This is a genomic window from Chrysosporum bergii ANA360D, from assembly GCF_029891735.1.
Classification (GTDB): Bacteria; Cyanobacteriota; Cyanobacteriia; order Cyanobacteriales; family Nostocaceae; genus Umezakia; species Umezakia bergii.
In genome coordinates this window covers 1-18,430 of sequence record NZ_JANQDH010000049.1, presented here as the reverse complement: position 1 = coordinate 18,430, position 18,430 = coordinate 1, and the positions used below count along the sequence as shown (strand labels likewise).

Here is an 18,430-nt window from a genome sequence, read left to right as displayed (position 1 = left end):
CGATAGTTGGCGTTCAAGTAGTATAGTATAGAATATTACTACGTTCTTGGTATCGAGTCAAAAAATAAAACAGACCGGAGTGAAAAATTTTCCCTAAATTTCGGTTATTTATGTATTTATCAGGGAAATAACTGTTAATATTTTCACAAATACTGGCAATATTTGTGACTAACCATCTCAGGAAGAGGCTAGGAAACGTAAAGCGATGCATCAATCACAAACAATGAAAATTTCGGATATCAACTCTCAAGACAACTACCAAGGACAAAGGTGGTTAGTAGAAGAACGAGATGCCTGTGGTGTAGGTTTTATTGCTCATCGCCGGAATCATGCCAGCCACGAAATTGTGACAAAGGCTTTAGCAGGTTTGACCTGCTTGGAACATAGGGGTGGTTGTAGTGCTGACCAAGACTCTGGTGATGGTGCGGGAATATTGACATCTATACCTTGGGAATTGTTCCCAAAAGACTATTCCTCTGGCAAAATAGCAGTGGGGATGTTATTTTTGCCCCAAAATCCGGAGATAGCCGCAAAAGTTAAAGCCACAATTGAGCAAATAGCGGCGGAAGAAAATTTGAGGGTACTGGGTTGGCGAGTAGTCCCGGTGGAACCTGGCGTACTGGGGAGACAAGCAAGAGAAAATCAACCCCAGATAGAACAAATTTTTCTAGGGTCAGCTGACAAGACGGGTGAAGAACTAGAAAGGGAACTCTACATTACCCGCAGAAGAATCTCCACAGCTACTAAACAGATTTCTGAGGAATCCTATGTTTGTTCTTTGTCCAGTCGGACAATTGTTTATAAAGGTATGGTGCGATCGGCTATACTAGGAGAATTTTATCTGGATTTAAAAAATCCGGCTTACAAAAGTTCCTTTGCGGTCTATCACCGTCGGTTTAGTACTAATACTATGCCTAAGTGGCCTCTCGCTCAACCAATGCGGTTTTTAGGTCACAACGGTGAAATTAATACCCTGTTGGGTAACATTAATTGGATGACGGCACGAGAGGCTACCTTGAATCATCCAGTATGGGGCGATCGCTCCCATGAATTCAAGCCCATAGTTCACATTGATAACAGCGACTCAGCCACCTTAGATAATGTTCTAGAATTAATGGTGCTATCAGGACGTAGCCCACTGGAAGCTTTAATGATCATGGTGCCAGAGGCATACCAAAATCAGCCTTCTTTGGCTAAATATCCAGAAATAGTTGATTTCTACGAATATTACAGCGGTTTGCAAGAGGCCTGGGACGGGCCAGCCCTGTTAGTATTTAGCGATGGTGAAAAAGTAGGAGCAACATTAGACCGTAACGGTTTAAGACCAGCACGTTATGTCATTACCAAAGATGATTATATTGTTGTAGCCTCGGAGGCTGGAGTGGTTGACATCCCAGAAGCCAACATCATCGAGAAGGGCAGACTAGGACCAGGACAAATGATTGCTGTGGATTTAGTCAATCATGAAATCCTCAAGAATTGGGAAATTAAGCAGCGAGTCGCCGAACAATACCCTTATGGAGAATGGCTGCAGAAATATCGCCTGGAACTAAAAAATCTGGTAGAAGAAGATTCAGACTATTCTAATGGCAAGGGACATACTCCCACCAACAATATTGACAAACAAACTTTACTGCGACATCAATTAGCTTTTGGCTACACCACAGAAGATGTAGAAATGGTGATTCAACCAATGGCAATTGAGGGTAAAGAGCCGACTTTTTGCATGGGAGATGATACGCCTTTAGCGGTGCTGTCAGAAAAACCCCACTTGTTGTATGACTATTTCAAACAGCGTTTTGCTCAAGTCACTAACCCAGCCATTGACCCCCTGCGGGAAAAATTGGTCATGTCCTTAAATGTGGAATTAGGGGAACGGGGTAACTTATTAGAGGTGAAACCAGAACACGCCCGCAAATTAAAGTTAGAATCCCCGGTGTTGATGGAATCAGAACTGGAGGCGATTCGGTTATCAGGGTTTGCTACGGCTGAGTTATCAACTTTGTTCGCCATTGAATGGGGTCCAGAGGGTTTGCAAGAGGCTGTACGGTGTTTACAAACACAAGCTGCTGAATCTGTCAAGGCGGGGGCAAAAATTTTGATTTTGAGTGATGGATACCTAAAGACAGGAAAAGGCATCAGCGCAGAATATAGTTACATTCCCCCTTTGTTGGCGGCGGGTGCGGTACATCATCACTTGATTCGTGAGGGATTGCGTACTAAAACTTCGTTGATTGTCAATACTGCTCAGTGCTGGAGTACACATCACTTTGCTTGTTTGATTGGTTATGGTGTGGATGCAGTTTGTCCTTACACGGCTTTGGATAGTATCCGCGATTGGTGGTTTGAACCGAAAACCCAAAAGTTTATGGAACGGGGTAAAATTCCTAGCCTGACTCTAGAGGAAGCTTTGGGTAATTATCGCCGGGCTGTTAACTCAGGTTTACTGAAAATTCTCTCCAAAATGGGAATTTCCTTGCTTTCTAGCTATCAAGCAGCACAAATTTTTGAAGCCATTGGTATCGGTGGAAATTTATTGGCGCTGGGATTTTATGGCACAACTTCTCGCATCGGTGGCTTGAGTGTCAGGGAATTGGCACAAGAAGTGATGTCTTTCCATAGCAAAGCCTTCCCAGAATTGACAGTCAAGAAGTTAGAAAATATGGGTTTTGTTCAGTGTCTTCCCAGGGGCGAATACCACATGAATAACCCGGAACTGGCTAAGACGCTGCATAAGGCGGTGGAGGGGAAGCAGTATGACCACTATGAAGTTTACAAACAACACTTACAAAACCGACCTGTTACGGCTTTACGTGATTTGTTGGACTTGCAAACTGCAACCCACGGTAGCCAGCTACGCGGGTCAATTCCCCTGGAGGAAGTAGAGTCAGTTAATGAAATTGTCAAACGCTTCTGCACTGGGGGAATGTCTTTGGGGGCTTTGTCACGAGAAGCCCATGAAACTTTGGCCATCGCTATGAACCGGATTGGTGGGAAATCTAATTCTGGGGAAGGTGGGGAAGATCCAGTACGTTATGAGGTGCTTAAGGATGTAGACGCAAGTGGTAAATCAGCTACCTTACCCCATTTACATGGATTAAAAAATGGTGATACGGCCTCTAGTGCTATTAAGCAGGTGGCATCAGGACGCTTTGGGGTAACTCCGGGATATTTAAGCAGCGCTAGACAAATTGAAATCAAAATTGCCCAAGGGGCTAAACCTGGAGAGGGTGGACAACTACCGGGAGCAAAGGTTAGTTCTTACATCGCTATGTTAAGGCGTTCTAAGCCGGGTGTAACTTTGATTTCTCCGCCGCCCCACCATGATATTTATTCGATAGAAGACTTAGCACAGCTGATTTTTGACTTGCACCAAATTAACCCTAAAGCCCAGGTGTCAGTGAAGCTGGTGGCAGAAATTGGCATTGGTACTATTGCTGCGGGTGTGGCCAAAGCCAACGCTGATATTATTCAGATATCCGGTCATGATGGTGGTACTGGAGCATCACCATTGAGTTCTATTAAACACGCTGGTTCACCATGGGAACTGGGTTTAAGTGAAGTACATCGTGTTTTGCTGCAAAACGGACTGCGCGATCGCGTAATTTTGCGTGTAGATGGCGGACTGAAAAGTGGTTGGGATGTGGTAATGGCGGCCTTGATGGGTGGGGAAGAGTTCGGGTTTGGTTCTATTGCCATGATTGCGGAAGGCTGTATTATGGCGCGGATTTGCCACACCAATAACTGCCCGGTGGGTGTTGCTTCCCAAAAAGAAGAACTCCGCAAACGGTTTACAGGAATGCCGGAACACGTGGTCAACTTCTTCTACTTCATCGCTGAGGAAGTGCGTCACATACTGGCAAAACTTGGCTATCGTTCTCTGTCAGAAATTATTGGACGTGCCGATTTATTGAAGATACGCGACGGGGTAAAGGTGAGCAAAACCCAAGCCCTCAACCTCGACTGCTTACTTCAATTACCAGATACCAAAAATGATCGTAGCTGGTTAGTACATGAAGAAGTCCACAGCAACGGTGTGGTGGTGGATGACCAATTGCTGGCTGACCCAGAAATTCAAGCAGCTATTAGCAATCAATCCACGGTCAGCAAAAGTTTATGCTTAGTCAACACTGACAGAACAGTGGGGGCGCGGTTGGCTGGTGCCATTGCTTGTAAATATGGTGATGGTGGTTTCGAGGGACAAATTAATCTTAATTTCCATGGTAGTGCGGGTCAAAGCTTTGGTGCTTTCAACCTCCCAGGGATGATTTTGAAACTGGAAGGGGAAGCCAATGATTATGTGGGTAAGGGAATGCACGGTGGTGAAATTATTATTCAACCCCCTGGTGATGCTACTTATGACCCATCACAAAATGTGATTGTTGGCAATACCTGTCTTTATGGTTCTACTGGTGGGGTGTTATTTGTCAACGGCTTGGCTGGTGAACGGTTTGCTGTGCGAAATTCTAAAGGGGTGGCTGTAATTGAAGGTGCTGGGGATCACTGCTGCGAGTATATGACTGGTGGCGTAATTGTTGTCCTGGGTAAAGTGGGACGTAATGTGGGCGCGGGGATGACTGGTGGACTAGCATATTTCTTGGATGAAGATAATTCATTCCCTGAGTTAGTCAATCCAGAAATTGTCAAAATCCAGCGAGTGCTAACAGCAGCCGGGGCGAAACAATTGCAAGAGTTAATTAGAACTCATGGCGATCGCACTGGTTCACCAAAGGCGAAAATGATTCTCCAAAACTGGCCAGAATATTTGCCTAAGTTCTGGCAATTGGTTCCACCTTCTGAGGCTGATAGTCCAGAAGCAAATCCCCAAGCTGTGGTAGAAAAACATTTGAGTTCAGTTTAAAACAATAAGATACCCGACTTTTTTTTAAAGGTCGGGTGTCTGAGGTTGATGATGTTTTTTTAATTTCCTTCCATCTTTGCTTGTTCCTGATCTTTCATGGCTAAAAGTTCTGGAACAGTCACAAATTTGTAGCCTTGCTGGCGAAATTTATTAATGATTACTGGTAAAGCTTGCACTGTTTGGGAACGATTCCCACCTCCATCATGTAATAACACGATGCCACCGGGGGCTGCGTTTCTAAAAACATTATTAACTAACTTAGGAACACTAGGAACAGAGTAGTCTAATGAGTCAGAAGACCACATAATAACGGCATACTTACTGTTTCGAGCGTAGGCTGCAACTCCATTGTGCATAATTCCCCCTGGTGGTCGAAACAAATTTGTTTTTACACCAGTAGTTTTATAAATTAGGTCTGTTGTGTGGGCGACTTCGTAGGCTGCTACTTGGGGATTCATATAATGATACCAATGATGCCAAGTGTGATTACCAATGGCGTGACCTTCGGCGATGATTCTTTTAACTTCATTGGGATAATTCTTGACATTTCTTCCAACGACAAAAAATGTGGCTTTAATATTATTTTTTTTGAGAATATCTAACGTTTGTGAAGTTGTTTTTGGCCATGGTCCATCATCAAAGGTTAAAGCAATTACTTTTTCACCTTTATTCAGCTTGACTTCGTTGAGGGTTTGTCCTTGAAACTGTACTGGTGCAGCTGAGATAAAACCTTTGGTGTTGGCTTCCTGCAGCCAAGTGGTAAGCATGGAGGCTTTAAATTTCTCAATTTGCTGCTGAGTTCCGATTTTAGCAGGTAGCCAATTATTTATATCTATACTTGCTCGCCCCTGTGCATCAGAAGCATTGGGCTTGATGAGTAGCATTAAGCTGAGGCTAAAAGTAGCACTCAAGGCGAGCAATGCAATTAATATTCCTTGTGGCCAAAGAAAAAACTTATTATTTTCCACTTCATAGCTCCTTCAAGGGTAGAACCAATTAATTAAGGTTCTCACGGTACTTAATAGCACACTTGTTTCTAAATATTAAATACAAAGATTTTTACTAGTATCCAGAAATTTTAGATACAGACTAGTAAAAACTCAATAAATATGGTTTGTGGGTTGATAAGAACTCAACTTTAACCTAAATCATTTGGCTTTGGATAAGCAATAGCCATGTAATATTTGTAAATATTTTGTAGATATTTAACAATCTGATTATTCTCCACTAACCAAGTATTTTGTCTGGTTGGGGTTATCTATGCAACAAGATGGGAGAACAGGTCAATCATGTAGTAAACATAGTATATTTTACTACTGAATGCTATTGTTCTGTTTTAAGAAAAAGTTAAACTTTTAGCTGACTGAGTGCCACCTTTTGTCTGCTACCAAATAAAACGACGATAATTAACTGTATATAGTTTCCCACTGTTCAGTTAAACTAAGTCGTTAATCTCTATACCATTTACTCATTTATTTTTAGATATGCGTCCATTCCGAGACAAAGAATGGCTATTTAGCTTAGTTGTAGCATCTCTGATTCTGTGGCTAATATTTTTGGGCAACCTACCTTTACGAGACTGGGACGAGGGTACTGTAGCGCAGGTTGCCAGGGAAATTTGGCGGGACTCAGTTGGTTCTCTGGGTTGGCTTTACCCCACGTTGGGAGATGAACCTTATCACAATAAACCCCCCCTGATTCACTTGTTGATTGCTTGGGCTTACTCTTTAGGAGGTGTGAATGAGTGGACAACACGTTTACCAAGTGCTGTATTAACTGCCCTGGGAGTACCTCTACTGTATTTAATAGGAGGTTTGGTCTTTCAGGAAAATTTGCCAGCTGTGTTTGCAGGATTGGTTTATTTAACAATGTTGCCTGTGGTACGTCATGGCAGATTAGCGATGTTAGATGGGGCGAGTATTTCTTTTTTTCTTTTATCGTTATTTTTCTTACTCAAAGCACGTAAAAATAAACAGTATGCTTTAGGTGTGGGTATTTGTTTGGGGCTAGTTACTCTGACTAAAGGAATGTTAGTTTTATTGCTGGGTGCGATCGCTTGTTTATTCGTGATTGCTGAGAGAGAATTAACTCTGTGGAAAAACCCCTATTTCTGGTGGGGAATTTTGTTGGGAACTGCTGGTCCTTTAGGTTGGTACATTGCCCAATGGCAACATTATGGCGATAATTTTTTACAAATCAATTTTCAGGCACAAACTTTTAATCGCCTAACCCAATCTGTAGAAGGTCATGGTGGTCCTTTTTGGTACTATTTAATTGAATTAATTAAATACGGTTTTCCCTGGATAATATTTTTGCCGGGTGGTTTACATCTAGCGGCAAAAAAACATCATACTACTTGGGCGCGTCTAATTCTCATCGGCACAATTGTTTATTTTTTCAGTATTTCTGTGATGAGAACAAAATTACCCTGGTATATCATGCCGATTTATCCTTTTTTAGCTTTAGCTATTGGGGCAAAGTTGAGCGAAGTTTGGCAACGTCGCCATGTAATTAATAAATATTGGGCGATCTTCTTAATTATCATCGCTATAGCAGGTATGGGGGGATGTATTTACTTTACCTTTGCTGATCCTCAGCCCATATTGATAGTCATGAGTTTTGTGTTAGTTATCAGTATGGTTGTGGCTGCATGGCTGATTAAAGAGCGCCATCGCGGTTTTATTCTGGTGCTGTTTTTTGGGATGTATTTAGTTTTAGGATTATTAATGAGTTCTGGGTCTTGGATTTGGGAGTTAAACGAAAGCTTTCCGGTCAAGCCGGTTGCTGCACTAATTCGCGCCCATGTTTCTCCGGGAACGAAAGTTTATACTTCTTTTGCTTATGGTCGTCCTAGTTTAGATTTTTACTGTGATTGCCAAGTCATACCTGCCAGTGAGCCTATATTAAAACAAATGTGGTCAAATAAATGTTATTTACTATTAGATAATGCCACTTTAGCAAATATGAATTTGCCTAAAAGTAAATTTTTGGCCACATATAAAGAGTTTACTTTAGTTGCGCCCCTTAATTAATTCCTGTCCTCAAACCTTCTTTTTTTCTCTGGTAATCAGTTTTTTTACCTGTGATTTAACAAATAAATAAACACTAGATTTGTGATAGAGCAAATTAAATACTTGGTCATTTTTGAGTTCATTTAGCAAATCAGGATTAAACTCAAGATTGTGCTTTTTATTCCTATTTAAATCCAACAACACATAATCAAATTGTTGGTCACTGATTTTTGCAGAATTTAAATTTGTATTAGTTAGTTGAATATTTGGTCGCTGGCTCACATGGGGGGCTATTCTTGAGGTGGTGATGACACTGGCTTGACTTGGTACTAAACTAACCGCCGTATGCAAAGAATCAAGATTGGGTAGATTTGATAAATAGCGAGTGACAAAAAACTCATACTTGCCTAAGAGCAGAAACATAAGAACAGCCCAGGTTATTAAAGTATGAGGCTTAAGCCAACGTCTTTTGTTCTCTTTTTGATACTGCTTTAATGAACGCAGTAGCCACACGATAATAAACGGAAAAATTGGCAAAGAATAATGATGAATTAAATCTCTTTGAGCCCAATAGTCGGAAATAACATTAAGCAGTAACATGGGTAGCGCTGGTAAGAATGTTATTAATTGCCGCCAGTGTAAGCCAATGATTACTGGTAATGAAAGTAGCAAATAATAAAGGATTGTGTCAGGTGAAAAGAATTTTCCTAAAATCAAGCCGGGATTAGTGATTATATTCGATATAATTTGACTAGGGGAATCACCCAGAGAATTATAAAATATAACACCGCCTGCCTCTCCACCTCTCAACAGAGGAACAAGATAACCAATTGTCAGGAAATACCAAACTACACCTGCTAATATACAACCAATTCCATAAATACGTCGATCCTGACTCAACCACAACCAGATTCCAAAAGCAATAACAGTTAAACTTAAAGTATCTTTGCAAATTAATACTAATGTAATAGCTATAATCAACTGTCTATTTTTGCCTGCAATTCCTGCCCACATAGCCCATAATATTGCCGGTACTGCAATTGCCTCTGGGCGGAAATCAGTAAAAAAATTAATATTAAATAAGGCGGGATATAGCAAGTAAGAAATAGCTACTGTTCGGGCGTAAGTTACAGATAAACCGATTTGCAAACCCAGGGTGTATATAGGTAAACATCCTAGTCCTAGAGCGAAAGCTTGAATAAAAAATAACCAATGTACATCTGGATAAATTCTATATGGTAGAGCAATGAGATATAGAATAAAAGCAGCATGATCCCCGATCATGTGAAAGCCGAAGAAAGATGAAATAGGTGGTAATCCTTGACTCGTTAAATATATCCATTGGTCAAACACTGCTAAATCCAAAGCAGTCGATTGAAATAAAAAGTGTCTTAAACTGCTACAGACAAATAACACTAAAGTACTTACACAAATCATCCAACCGACACCAGAGTGAATGACATTGTTTTTCCACCGTACCCAAAAATTATTTTTAGTCAGCATATTCATATTTGTGTGATAGGAATTATTACTTAAGACTCACGTATTATCTCAAAATTTGGGTTCAAATGTGTCAGGAATGAATGAGAAAAACACAAAGGGATGATTTATCCTGAAAAAATACGGGACAATGTGGTACGGGAGAGTGTCAAACTAGAAGTTGTGTGTAAATTCTTAAGAAATTGTGAAAGCTATTACTCTTCTTGGTTCTACCGGCTCAATCGGTACTCAAACTTTAGATATCGTTACTCAGTACCCAGATCAGTTTCGGATAGTGGGATTGGCTGCTGGGAGCAATGTGGAAATGTTGGCGGATCAAATTCGCCAATTTAGGCCAAGTATAGCGGCGATTTCTGCTGAGGAGAAATTACCAGAACTGCAAGCCGCTATCAAAGACCTTGATCCCCAACCGATTTTACTAGCTGGTATTTCTGGAGTTATGGAAGTGGCCCGTTATGGTGATGCGGAAACTGTTGTTACGGGTATTGTGGGTTGTGCTGGTTTACTACCAACCATCGCTGCTATTGAAGCAGGTAAAGATATCGCCTTAGCAAATAAAGAAACTTTAATTGCTGGAGGTCCGGTGGTTCTACCCCTGGTGGAAAAACATGGTGTAAAACTATTACCTGCTGACTCGGAACATTCAGCAATATTTCAGTGTCTTCAAGGTGTTCCCCAAGGTGGCTTGCGGCGAATTTTGCTCACGGCTTCTGGTGGGGCTTTTCGAGATTGGGATGTAGAAAAGTTAGCAGAGGTGACAGTTGCTGATGCTTTGAAGCATCCTAATTGGTCAATGGGGCGAAAAATCACTGTAGATTCGGCTACTTTGATGAATAAGGGACTAGAGGTGATTGAGGCTCATTTCCTTTTTGGCTTAGATTATCAAGATATTGATATTGTCATTCATCCCCAAAGTATTATTCACTCTTTGATTGAGTTACAAGATACATCTGTTTTGGCTCAACTCGGTTGGCCTGATATGCGCTTGCCTTTACTTTATGCTTTATCTTGGCCTGAGCGGATCTACACTGATTGGGAAAGGCTGGATTTGGTCAAAGCTGGTAATTTAACTTTCCGTGAACCTGATCACCAAAAGTATCCTTGTATGCAGTTGGCTTATGCTGCTGGTCGGGCTGGGGGTTCTATGCCTGCTGTGTTAAATGCTGCTAATGAACAGGCGGTTGCTTTATTCTTGGCAGAAAAAATTCGATTTTTAGATATTCCCAGATGTATCGAAATGGTCTGCGATCGCCACTTACATCATAACTGTAATCATCCTTCGTTAGATGATATTTTGGCAGCAGATCAATGGGCTAGACAAGAAGTTTTAACCGCGGCTAACAAGTTAGAGTCTTCTTCTCAGATGATTTCGTTGCACTAAACCAATTTACGGTACATAAGTACTAGTGAGAAGGGTTATTAACAAAAACCTTCTCGCTAGTTTAATCATTGGTCATTGGTCATGAGTACATAAGCATCTGAGACTTTTATCTACTTTGCGATAATTTATGTTATGGTGAGGCAATTAACTTAAATTTCTGATCCCTCAAATTTTTTAAACACCATTCAAGAAATTGAGTTTTATGATTCCTACCCTAATAGTTGCTTGGATAGTATTTGTCATATTGTTTAAAGTTCTGAAAACTACGTTGAAGAATGCCTTAATAATTGCTTCCATACTGGTTTTATTAAATATCGGGTTTGGGATTACACCTCAAGATATTTGGGATCAGATTATGCAATTTGCTCAAACAGTTTCCCCAAAGTAAAAATCTAAGTAAGCTTTTGCTGGGATAGGAGTAATCCAAAATCCAAAATCTCAAATCTCAAATCTCAAATCTCGAATCTAAATATGTATCCTAGTAATTTTAGCTAAGGCATCTTTAACATTTGTGGGTAGCTGACGCATGATCTTACCCCGTTCCCGATCTAACGCTACTAATGTCACCTTGGCTGTAGTATATAATTCCTGTCCATCAGTTGAGACAATTGCATAATCCCAGTTCATACGCACGCCAGTAACTTCGGCCATACGTGTTTTAACAATTACTGCCATTCCCAACTGAATTGCACGGTGATAACGTAGGGAAAGTTCAACAACGGGTAAATCACAGCCTAGGGCGACTAAATCAGCAAATTCAATGCCGATAGAGCGTAAGGATTCTACCCGTGCTTCTTCCATCCAAGCAATGTAAGTACCATGCCAGACAATACCGCCATAGTCAGTATGGTGGGGTTGGACTCTGACGGGATACTCAAACCAACTCTCAAAGTCCTGGTGGGATGGAACATCAAGGGAGCTAGTTGGTGGTAGTTGTGTTGAACCTGGTTTTTGTTCGGACATTTTTGAGTTAATTTTCTCATAATGTTTTTATTAACCCAGTTTAAGTTGGGTGACAGCCCGATAATGAGCAATTGACACTCACCACGCCTAAAGACGGGGGATTCCAGTGTCACTGACGTTCCTTGCTTTTACTGGACGCAGGTCCAATAGAAGTAGAGGGAATATCTCTACTGGGGTTACTTCCCGTCTGCCGGACGGAGCCGCGTTTGCAGGATTTAAAATTACTTTGGCTGCATTGACATCTTTTTGTTCGATGTGTCCGCTATCCCATCAATTAGAGCGATTTCTAATACTTTTTGGACAGGGTTCTGTTACCTGAAATAGCTGGTGTGGATTCTTTGACAAGATTAGCGAGTTCTTGTAGTTGATTAATTGCCTCTGCGCCTTCTAACTTCATCAACTCCCTGTCATCTCGCATTTCTGTCCAAGTAATCCCGTAATCGGATACCAAAAATCTAATCAAGTGATTGTCGCCCAAGCTAACCATAAACGAGGCACTATTCATCTGGTCGCCGCAGGTGTAACAGGACGCGGGGTATCCACGTCGTTCTAGTACGATTGCCAAGGCTTGTAGGTTCATTACCAAGTCTTGGACGAATTGTCGGTGTTGATAAGCTAGTCTCAGAAACACGTTTTTCCTCCAGACACCACTGTGATTTGAGTTTCTTTTATATTTTCTTTAGATTTTTTCATCCACTGGTATTGTAAACTATTCATTACATTTAGCAAAACTTAATGAAAAACTTAGTTGACTACCCAGCCTAGGCTAGTTTGTAGGTATGCTTTGTTCTGTATCAAAGTATTCAGTTTCCCAATCGGACTTATCGGACGGATTTCAGGAATTTAAATCTTCTTTACATATCGCTGTGCGATTCAATGCTTACCTGAAATGATTCGGACTTAAGCCCAACGTAAGTTTGTTATTGGTCAACAGCAGGACAGCCACGGATATCATTTTTATAGAATCTATGAAGTCTGGTGTGAGTAGACTCAGGGTGAGAGTCTTTCAGGCTTTGGGGAGGAGAGTGTTAAATGATTTGTGCGCGACTAAAAGAGAATTTAGTGGGCATGGGATCGGGTATAGGGTACATACAGTCAACTTCTCCTCTTAGGGTTTGGTGGATAACTGGGTAGTTTGGGGTTGAGGACTATGGGCTATGTAAGAGCAATGGTCAAGGGATGTTTAAGTGATTTACGCAAGAGTGCCCAATACTTCTCCTATGGCGAATTTTGCCCAAATGAGGTACATCCTTGGCGGGCAAGATGCCCGCACTGCAAGACGATCATTTACATTTGTATGTCACGTGTTTAAGAAATGCTATAAACATCCGTGAGTTAATACCGACAATAACTGAACATTGGATCAGTATGTTGCCATTTTGCCAGTCTTTTGTCCCTGCTTGGGGTTTTGCCACAACATCTACCCAAAAACCTAAAATTTAGTCTGGGTAATTAAAAAAGGTTGTATCGGCTACATAAAACCTATTTTGATCATAACCAATTAAAGTCAAAAATTGTGACAAACTTTAAAAGTGGAAACCACCGCCATAGCTGTTATTTTGAGTATAGCGGTTGTTATTTTAATAAACCACTTGCCACCAACCGAAAGCTGGACCGATAAAACGGATAGTTATCCAAGCTACTACCATAACACCAATACAGAACCAGGTTCCACGAGTTGTCCACTTCATAAACTGTTCAGACTGGCTTTTGGTGATGGGAACCCAAGGCAAGATGCGGGCTTCTTGACCGTACTTTTCTCCTAGTGTGGTTTTACGACGCTTTGCTTCACCCATAATCGGCAATTCAAATTTCAATTCAAAATTAATCAGGTTTAAATACAGTTGCACCAAAATTGATGATAGCGCTTGCTATGACGGGATCGCGGGGTAGTTGACAAAACGTAAATACTTAGCTAATCAGAATTTTGATCATTTGGATGGGAAAACAGACTGGGATCAAGATAGTTAATGCGGGCTAGGGGACTGAGAACAGCTAATACTTGAGCGCCATAACTGCGATTAACTACACGACTGTCAAGTAAAGCAACAATACCGTGATTTTCTCGGACTGGTGCGATGGCTCTTTGTAGTTCATTTAAGGCAGTTGGTAATAAAAATAAACGAAACCAGTCTTGATGCGATCGCTTGTAATAAGCAACTCTACCAGCCACCAGGGGATTTTCCAAAGATGGTAGGGGCAGGGTGGCAATAATGAACAAATGGGGTGCTGGTAAAACAGTTTGATGCGATCGCCAAAATTCCCACCCACTGACCAAAATTCCATTTTCATCTAAACAAGTTTTTTCCACCTGCACCCGTGAACCAAACTCTGAGGCTAGAATGGCACCGACTTGAGCTTTTAGTGGTACATCTCCCACCAGTACCACTGTCAAACCAGGGGCTGTAGCACTGAGACAAACCAGGGTGCGGACTTTGTGAATAAAGGCGGCTTGAAATTCTGGGGTATTGGGTAGAGGTAACTTTGGTGGTAAATATAGTTGAATTGCTGGGTTTTGGGTATCATTGGAGAATTTTAAGCAAGTTACTTGAGCTAAACCCAGACGTTGACGAAATAATGGAGCTTCAGTTTCTGATTCTAAAGCGCTACCAATTAATACCACTGGTTGTTTCTGCCAAATAGGGGCGAGAGTTGTTCCTAATTCCGTGGGGGCATAGTGTAAAGAAAATAATCCTTGACGACGGGCAATGGTTGCCCAAAATAGAGCAGAAGGGGATGAGGGGGAGGGATTGTGATGATTCGGTGGGAATTGCTGCCAGAAATTTTTCCAGGGATCTGGTAATGTTGATACTGAGTCCAAGTGTGAATATAGATCACCCAAAATATCTATTTCTAACGGAGAAATTAGATAGCAATGGTAAGGATTAGCAGGGTGCTGGAATAATTCGTGAGCCAGTTTTGCCTGTGCAGAGCGAATGATTTCTGCTTGATGAGGACAAGCTAAGATGAGTTGATCCCAATCATGGGGTTGAATAACTTGGGTAAGTTGATGACGTACCCAGTCTTCTAAGTCATCTACTCCGTCAATAATCGTGGGAATACTGGGAGGAAAATGATCAGCAAATGTGAACTGCCCTTTTAACCATGCTTGAGGCGAGGTTAGCAGTAGTCCTTGAAAGTCTGATCCAGGCCAAACTTCACCGATTCGGATGGGTTTGTTAGCTTGTAGCCAAGGCTGAAGCCGGGGAATTTCAACTTGCAGAAGACTTTGCTGGATTGCTTCTGGGGCGACAATGATTACTGGACCGTGCCACATCAAGGCTGATGCCACAAAACTAGTGCGATACCGACCTTGATAGCCAGAAACTGCGCCGACTTGAATTAAGGCGCTACGTCCTAGACGCAAGGCGCGTGCCACTAACCGCGCCATGGTTAAATGATGCGGCCAGGAGGGAAACCCCGCCTGCGATCGCAGGAAGTTATGTAGTGACAAGTGAACTTCAGCCTCAATCACAAGCTTTTCATCCCATACAAAGTAACTTCTAATTCCAATCGTGCCATTTCTATTATCTTGTGATTAGTCGTTAGCGACTACTCAAGACCTATCACCCATTACCCTCAATTATGCCAACTTACACAGGAATATCGAGCGAGGCTTTCAGGCATCCACTGGATCGCCAAGCCGAGGAGGCTTTACGAAATTTACCAGGATTTGATTTAATAGCTCGTAAATTTGTGGAATTTGTCTACGAACGCCCCCAATTAGTCTATCTGATGGGTAACACCATCCAAGTTGGTCCGCGTCAATATTCCACTATTTACCAGATGTTTCGGGAGTGTGTGCGGGATTTGGACGTTTACCCAGAACCTGCTTTGTTTGTGGAGCAGAATCCCCAAGCTAATAGTTATGCTCTGGGGCAAGAAAATCCTTACATAGTGATCAACACAGGGATCTTAGACTTACTTGAGCCGTCTGAGATCAGGGCGGTTTTAGCCCATGAACTGGGTCATATTAAATGTGGTCATACTATTTTAATTCAAATGGCTATGTGGGCTATGAGTGCTGCTTCTGCCTTGGGGGAATTAACCTTGGGTATTGGCAATTTCGTCTCTCAAGCTTTAATTTATGCCTTTTTTGAATGGCGACGTAAAGCCGAGTTAACGGCAGACCGGGCTGCTTTGTTGGTCATGGATGACTTAAACACTGTTATGTCATCCATGATGAAAGTTTCTGGCGGTAGTATTAAATATGCTCATGAGTGTAGCTTACCGGAATTTGTTAAGCAGTCAGAAAGTTATCATTCACTAGATGATAGTGGACTGAATCAGGTTTATAAGTTTTTGCTGTATAATGGCGCTCAAGGCATGATGTTGAGCCATCCTTTTCCGGGGGAACGCTTACGGTATTTACAAGATTGGTTTGTATCTGAACACTATCAGCAAATTCGCGCAGGAAATTATCAGCGATCGCCTGCATCAGGATCAGTAGATGTTACGGCTGAAAATTCCTCACAGGAAGCGGAAATTTTGCGCCAACAAATTGAAGAATTGCAAGAACAGATTAACAAAATGAAAAAGTCTGACTAGTTGAACCATGGGCAATTTTCAGCAAAATTCAACAATTCAGATTTGAAAATTGCTTAAATATATTTCAGAATGAAGATGAGAATTCGCCCCTGACGGGGCGAAGTATCGTCTTGGCAAGCAAATTATTGATTGGTTGAAGTTGGCAATAAATTTAACTAAGCATTTCTCAATATGGCAATCTATAGGAACCAAAAAAGCTGTCTTAGAAGGAAGAGCTTTTAATCAGATTCTGTTGGTCAAGTTTTCCAGCATTTATAATGTATTGTTAAATATCTTGCCCTATTTAGTTCGTTACCATGTCGGAAGAAGATATCCGTGCCACTAGACTGGAAAAAGTCAATCAACTCAAGCAGCTAGGATCTAATCCTTATGCCTATCGTTGGGAGTCTACTCATAACACATCCGAATTGCAGGCAAAATTTGCCGATTTAGCCAGTGGTGAGGAGGTTGATTTGGATGTTGCCGTTGCTGGGCGCATTATGGCGCGTCGTGTTTTCGGTAAACTGGCTTTCTTCACTTTGCAAGATGAAACTGGCACTATTCAACTTTATCTAGAAAAAAATCGCATTCAAGAAGGTATGGCAGATGTTGATGTCAATGCCTTTACTCACTTAAAACAATTGACCGATGCTGGTGATATTATCGGAGCGAAGGGCACAATTAAACGGACTGAAAAGGGCGAATTATCGGTTTACGTCACAGAATACACCATCCTCACAAAATCCCTGTTACCCCTACCGGACAAGTGGCATGGTTTAACAGATGTTGCTAAACGCTACCGCCAGCGCTATGTTGATTTGATTGTTAACCCGGAGGTGCGGCAAACTTTCCGCCGTCGCGCTCAAATTACGGCAGGTATTCGCCGCTATTTGTCAGAACGGGATTTTCTGGAAATTGAAACTCCTGTTCTACAAAGTGAGGCCGGGGGGGCTGATGCGCGTCCGTTTATTACTTACCACAACACTTTAGAAATGGAGTTGTATTTGCGAATTGCTACAGAACTTCATTTAAAACGCTTGATTGTGGGTGGTTTTGAAAAGGTATTTGAATTGGGGCGAATTTTTCGTAATGAGGGAGTATCGACTCGCCATAATCCTGAGTTTACTTCAATTGAGGTATACCAAGCCTACGCCGACTATCAGGATATGATGGCTCTCACAGAGGGAATTATTACCACTGTTGCCCAAGAGGTACTCGGTACACTACAAATTACCTACCAAGGAACCCTGATAGATTTATCACCACCTTGGCGACGGGTGACCATGCACGATTTAGTTAAAGAACATACAGGTTTAGACTTTAATTCTTTCTCTACCTTGGCGGAGGCGAAGGCGGCTAGTAATAATGCGGGGATAGAAGGTATAGAAGATATGCCGTCAATTGGTAAGTTGTTGAATGAGGCTTTTGAACAAAAGGTAGAGGAAAAATTAATTCAGCCTACTTTTGTGATTGATTATCCAGTAGAAATTTCCCCCCTAGCTAAACCCCATCGTTCTCAGCCTGGTTTGGTGGAACGATTTGAGTTATTTATTGTGGGGCGAGAGACTGCTAACAGTTTTTCTGAGTTGACAGATCCCATCGACCAAAGACAACGTTTAGAAGCCCAATCCGCCCTTAAAGCTGCTGGTGATTTGGAAGCCCAGGGTGTTGATGAGGATTTTCTCACAGCTTTGGAATATGGAATGCCTCCTACAGGTGGTTTGGGTATTGGGATTGATCGGTTGGTGATGTTGTTAACTGATTGTGCAAGTATTCGGGATGCGATCGCCTTTCCTTTACTCAAGCCGGAAAAATCGGAATCTTCGCCAGAATCAGCAAGTTGATAAATACTGCCGATTGTATGGAAGTATCAATGTGTGTTTAGGCTATGCCTAACGCACCATTTTTATGAATTGGTAAATTACAGCAGAAGGAAGAGTAAAAGGCCTAACTTTCAGGCTTTTTTATACGTAAGCGGGCATTTTGCCCGCACTAGGGGATGTTTCTGCTTTATTTCTGAGTTTGCCTGTATTAAATTGGATGAGACTGTAACCATTGTTGCAAATCATTTACGGTGGTAAAGTCTAATAAATCTTCACCTAAAGTCTCTATCTGTGATAAGGATAAGAGTTGAACCTGTGACAATAAATCCTGGGAAATTATACCTAAACGGCGATTTAACTGTCT

13 protein-coding genes are annotated in these 18,430 nt (G+C 41.7%); 6 read left to right on the top strand and 7 right to left on the bottom strand.

All coding sequences use genetic code 11. The annotated features are described in order from the left end of the window. The first annotated feature begins 223 nt into the window (after nucleotides 1-223). Nucleotides 224-4,861 (top strand): glutamate synthase large subunit, encoded by a 4,638-nt coding sequence (gene gltB / locus NWP17_RS07595; protein ID WP_280654308.1) that lies wholly within the window; start codon nucleotides 224-226, stop codon nucleotides 4,859-4,861. 59 nt (nucleotides 4,862-4,920) lie between these two features. Here gltB and NWP17_RS07590 read toward each other — a convergent pair whose 3' ends face one another. Continuing rightward, nucleotides 4,921-5,829, bottom strand: coding sequence for a polysaccharide deacetylase family protein (locus NWP17_RS07590; protein ID WP_280654307.1), 909 nt, complete (start codon nucleotides 5,827-5,829; stop codon nucleotides 4,921-4,923). A gap of 516 nt (nucleotides 5,830-6,345) precedes the next feature. Between NWP17_RS07590 and NWP17_RS07585 the strand changes: the two genes are divergently transcribed. Continuing rightward, nucleotides 6,346-7,893 carry an ArnT family glycosyltransferase gene (locus NWP17_RS07585; RefSeq protein WP_280654306.1) on the top strand — a complete coding sequence of 516 codons (1,548 nt, stop codon included), beginning with the start codon at nucleotides 6,346-6,348 and terminating at the stop codon, nucleotides 7,891-7,893. A 9-nt stretch (nucleotides 7,894-7,902) separates the two neighbouring features. Here the strand turns inward: NWP17_RS07585 and NWP17_RS07580 are convergent, their stop codons facing one another. Continuing rightward, the gene (locus tag NWP17_RS07580; RefSeq protein ID WP_280654343.1) at nucleotides 7,903-9,309 is read right to left on the bottom strand and encodes a DUF2079 domain-containing protein; all 1,407 of its coding nucleotides are present in this window, start codon (nucleotides 9,307-9,309) and stop codon (nucleotides 7,903-7,905) included. Nucleotides 9,310-9,556: 247 nt separating this feature from the next. Between NWP17_RS07580 and dxr the strand changes: the two genes are divergently transcribed. Both dxr and NWP17_RS07570 read left to right on the top strand, forming a co-directional pair. Further along, the gene (gene dxr / locus NWP17_RS07575; RefSeq protein ID WP_280654305.1) at nucleotides 9,557-10,753 is read left to right on the top strand and encodes a 1-deoxy-D-xylulose-5-phosphate reductoisomerase; all 1,197 of its coding nucleotides are present in this window, start codon (nucleotides 9,557-9,559) and stop codon (nucleotides 10,751-10,753) included. Nucleotides 10,754-10,955: 202 nt separating this feature from the next. Further along, complete coding sequence (locus tag NWP17_RS07570; protein ID WP_280654304.1) at nucleotides 10,956-11,141, top strand: hypothetical protein; 186 nt, start codon at nucleotides 10,956-10,958, stop codon at nucleotides 11,139-11,141. Nucleotides 11,142-11,218: 77 nt separating this feature from the next. On the opposite strand, the gene NWP17_RS07565 is transcribed toward NWP17_RS07570, so the two are convergent. From NWP17_RS07565 to NWP17_RS07550, 4 genes are all read right to left on the bottom strand, one after another. Continuing rightward, on the bottom strand, nucleotides 11,219-11,716 hold the full coding sequence (locus NWP17_RS07565; protein ID WP_280654303.1) for an acyl-CoA thioesterase: 498 nt from the start codon (nucleotides 11,714-11,716) through the stop codon (nucleotides 11,219-11,221). A gap of 286 nt (nucleotides 11,717-12,002) precedes the next feature. Next, the gene (locus NWP17_RS07560) at nucleotides 12,003-12,347 is read right to left on the bottom strand and encodes a DUF1815 family protein (RefSeq protein WP_280654302.1); all 345 of its coding nucleotides are present in this window, start codon (nucleotides 12,345-12,347) and stop codon (nucleotides 12,003-12,005) included. A gap of 949 nt (nucleotides 12,348-13,296) precedes the next feature. Further along, nucleotides 13,297-13,512: a DUF2839 domain-containing protein gene (locus NWP17_RS07555; protein ID WP_280654301.1), complete on the bottom strand. Its 216-nt coding sequence runs from the start codon at nucleotides 13,510-13,512 to the stop codon at nucleotides 13,297-13,299. A 119-nt stretch (nucleotides 13,513-13,631) separates the two neighbouring features. Then, nucleotides 13,632-15,191: a helicase C-terminal domain-containing protein gene (locus NWP17_RS07550; protein WP_280654300.1), complete on the bottom strand. Its 1,560-nt coding sequence runs from the start codon at nucleotides 15,189-15,191 to the stop codon at nucleotides 13,632-13,634. Nucleotides 15,192-15,301: 110 nt separating this feature from the next. Here NWP17_RS07550 and NWP17_RS07545 point away from each other — a divergent pair, with 110 nt between their 5' ends. Both NWP17_RS07545 and lysS read left to right on the top strand, forming a co-directional pair. After that, nucleotides 15,302-16,264: a M48 family metallopeptidase gene (locus tag NWP17_RS07545; protein ID WP_280654299.1), complete on the top strand. Its 963-nt coding sequence runs from the start codon at nucleotides 15,302-15,304 to the stop codon at nucleotides 16,262-16,264. A gap of 296 nt (nucleotides 16,265-16,560) precedes the next feature. Further along, nucleotides 16,561-18,087 carry a lysine--tRNA ligase gene (gene lysS, locus NWP17_RS07540; protein WP_280654298.1) on the top strand — a complete coding sequence of 509 codons (1,527 nt, stop codon included), beginning with the start codon at nucleotides 16,561-16,563 and terminating at the stop codon, nucleotides 18,085-18,087. Between the two features lie 187 nt (nucleotides 18,088-18,274). Here the strand turns inward: lysS and NWP17_RS07535 are convergent. Next, a partial coding sequence (locus NWP17_RS07535) for a DUF4351 domain-containing protein (protein WP_280654342.1) occupies nucleotides 18,275-18,430 on the bottom strand: 156 nt, incomplete at its 5' end.